The organism is Protofrankia sp. CiP1_Cm_nod2 (assembly GCF_920664355.1).
Lineage (GTDB): Bacteria > Actinomycetota > Actinomycetes > Frankiales > Frankiaceae > Protofrankia.
In genome coordinates this window covers 6,140-9,416 of record NZ_CAKKTL010000207.1, presented here as the reverse complement: position 1 = coordinate 9,416, position 3,277 = coordinate 6,140, and the positions used below count along the sequence as shown (strand labels likewise).

Sequence of the window (3,277 nt, the reverse complement as noted above, 5' to 3'; positions counted from 1 at the left end):
GCCGTGGATGCCGGTACCGGTGTGGCCGGTCCCGCGGATGCCCGCGTCGGCGCCGTGGGGGCTTCGGCGGGAACCGGCGTCCTGGATGTCTCCGGTGCCGAGAAGGTCATGACGCGGACCTGCCACTCAGGTACCGGCCGAGCGCGGTCAGTGGGAAGACCAGCCGATACAGATGGTAGTTGATCGAAAAGTCACCGGGGAAGCCGGTGCCGGTGTAGTACGGCTCGTCCCAGGTCCCGTCCGGACGCTGCGTGTCGACCAGCCAGCGCACCCCGCGCTCGACGGCCGGGGACGCCGGGTCGGCGGCGAGCAGCGCCAGCAGCGCCCACGCCGTCTGCGACGCGGTCGCCTCGCCCTGGCCGATCCACGCGTCGTCGGTGTAGGAGCGCAGGTCCTCGCCCCACGCGCCGTCGGGTCTCTGGTGCTCGACCAGCCAGCGGACCGCCCGGACGACCGACGGATGGTCGGCCGGGACGCCGGCGACGATCAGGGCCGGGACGACCGCGCCGGTGCCGTAGATGTGGTTGACCCCCCAACGGCCGAACCACGACCCGCCCGGCTCCTGGTTGTCCAGCAGCCACTGGACCGCACGTTCGGTGACCGGGCTGTCGGCCTGGCCGACCTCGGCGAGCATCTCCACGATATGCGCGGTGACGTCGGCGGACGGCGGGTCGATCACCTCACCGAAGTCGCAGAAGGGCAGCTTCGTGGGGAGCGTCCGGGTGTTGTCCGCGTCGAAGGCCCCCCACGCCCCGCCCGCGGAGCGCATCCCGATGGTCCAGTCGACCCCGCGGCGCCCCGCGGCCCGCAGCCGGTCCGCGAGCTCGGGCTCGGCCGCCTCGAACCCGCTCGGAGCGTGCGGCGGGCCGGCCGCGTCCCGCCCATGCCCCGGGTCGAGGATGCGCTGGATGGCGAGCACCACCTCGGCGGTGTCGTCGACGTCCGGGTACAGGTCGTTGTCGAACTCGAAGGCCCACCCGCCGGGCGCCAGCGCCGGGCGTTTCACCGCCCAGTCACCGGCCACGGTGACCTCCTCGTCCGCGAGCCACCGGGCGGCGCGCACCATGGCCGGGTGGTCGGCGGCCAGACCGGCGTCACGCAGGGCGACGACGGCGAGCGCGGTGTCCCACACCGGGGACTGGCAGGCCTCCAGCCGGCGGACCATCCCGGCAGGCGTCCGCTCGCGGATGGTGAAGCGCTCCAGCCCCCGCAGGCCGGCCACGATCACCGGATGATTCATGGGGTAGCCCAGCAGGGTCAACGCCATGATCGAATACACCCAGGGCGGCTGGATACCGCCCCAGCAGCCGTCGGCCTCCTGGCGGGCGACTATCCATTCGGCGGCCCGGCGCATCGCATGCCGGCGGATCAGCTTCAGCGGGCGGCGCTCGTAGCGGTGCAGCAGCCGGTCCAGGCGCTCGAACGCACCCGGCCAGGACCGCAGCGGCGCCAGCGGCTTCGGGGGAAGGCCGACCCTGAGCTCGTCGATCCTGAAGCCGAGGGAGCGTTTCGGCCGCAACGTCCCGACGATCGTCAGCGGCACGACCGACTGCCGGGCCCAGCAGGCGAAGTCGTACGGGTTGAGCGGGAACCACGACGGCAGCAGCACCAGCTCGGGCGGCATCACCGGCAGGTCGTCCCAGGACCATTCGCCGAACAGCGCCATCCAGATCCGGGTGAAGACCCGGGTGCGGGCGATGCCGCCGTTCGCCCGGACGAACTCGGCCGCGGCCTGCATGTGCGGCGCGTCCGGGCTGTCGCCGGCCAGGCGCAGCGCCACGTACGCCTCGAAGGTGGTGTTCAGGTCGGGCGGGCCACCGTAGAAGGTCGCCCAGGTGCCGCTCGCGCTCTGCTGCGAGCGGATCCAGCGGGCGGTCTCCTCGGCCTCCTGCGGGGTGAGGATGCCGAGGAACCGCCGGAGCATGAGGTCCTCGGCGTCCATGGTGACGTTGGTCTCAAGCTCGCCCTTCCACCAGCCCTGGTCGGACTGCAGCCCCAGCAGGTGGTCACGGGCCCGGACGGCGGCTGCCGCCACCGTGTCGGAAAAGGTTTCGCGGGAGACTTCGTAGTCGGTGGTCGAACTCATCGGCAGCTCCCGTCCACATGTGGATCCAGGTGCGGTACGAACAGCGGTGTCACGGCTTCGTCACCGGTCCCGCTCGGTGACGAAGCGGGCCAGGGCAAACAGTTCCGTCTCCACCAGCGGCGGCAGGGACAGCGACGCGAGCAGTTTGGCGCACGCGTCGAGCTGGCGGTCGGCCTCGGCCGTGGTCCACTCCCGCCCGCCGGCGCGTTCCACCAGCCCCGCGATGTGGTGCAGCTCGCTTTCGGACGCCTCCCCCGAGGACTCCAGGAAGGCACGCAGCTCGTCGGCGTCGGTGCCACCGGCCTCCAGCGCCACCACGACCGGGACGGACTTCTTGCGCGAGCGCAGGTCCGACAGCACGGGCTTGCCGGTCACCGCCGGGTCGCCCCAGATGCCGAGCAGGTCGTCCACGAGCTGGAAGGCCGTCCCCAGCCGGGAGCCGAACTCGGCGAGGCCGTCGACGAGCTCCGCCCGCCCGCCCGCGAGCACCGCGCCGATCGCGGCCGAGCAGGACAGCAGCGCGCCGGTCTTGCCGTCCTCCATCGTCAGGGTGTCGGCGACGGTGACGTCGTTGCGGGTCTCGAAGTACAGGTCCTCGGCCTGGCCGCGGACAAGGTCCTGGACACCCGCGCCGAGCATGATCGCAGCGCGGCGGCCCGGCTCCCCCTCGACCTCCAGCAGTACCTGGGTCGCCAGCCCCAGCAGGGCGTCACCGGCGAGGATCGCGCCGTCCGCGCCGAAGACGGTCCAGGCGGTGGGCCGGTGGCGGCGCTCGGTGTCGCCGTCCATGAGGTCGTCGTGCAGCAGGGAGAAGTCGTGGACGAGTTCGACCGCGACCGCGCCGGGCAGCCCGGTCTCGGCCGCGGCGCCGGCCGCCTCCGCGGACAGCAGTGCCAGTGCCGGGCGTACCAGCTTTCCGCCGCCGCCCGGCAGCGGCGTGCCCTCCGCGTCGGTCCAGCCGCGGTGGTAGGCGACCACCCGGCGCAGCCGGGGATGGAGCCGGTCGACAGCGGCGCGTAGCGCCGGCACTGCCAGAGTCCGGCCCCGCTCGATCGCTTCGGGAACCAACGTGGTCATGCCGGGAATCCCCCTGTCGGTGACGCTGTCGATATCGATGTCGCGTTCGGAGTCGCGCCTGGAGCCGCGGTCGAGGCCGCCGCGGATGTCGGCGCCGACGTCGGCGTGGGTAGC

Annotated in this window: 2 protein-coding genes; both read right to left on the bottom strand. The window is 72.9% G+C overall.

From position 1 onward, the window contains the following. Nucleotides 1–106 precede the first annotated feature (106 nt). On the bottom strand, nt 107–2,086 hold the full coding sequence (locus NBW84_RS19115) for a terpene cyclase/mutase family protein (protein ID WP_250286109.1): 1,980 nt from the start codon (nt 2,084–2,086) through the stop codon (nt 107–109). A 60-nt stretch (nt 2,087–2,146) separates the two neighbouring features. Further along, nucleotides 2,147–3,163 (bottom strand): polyprenyl synthetase family protein, encoded by a 1,017-nt coding sequence (locus NBW84_RS19110; RefSeq protein WP_250290297.1) that lies wholly within the window; start codon nt 3,161–3,163, stop codon nt 2,147–2,149. Nucleotides 3,164–3,277 lie beyond the last annotated feature (114 nt).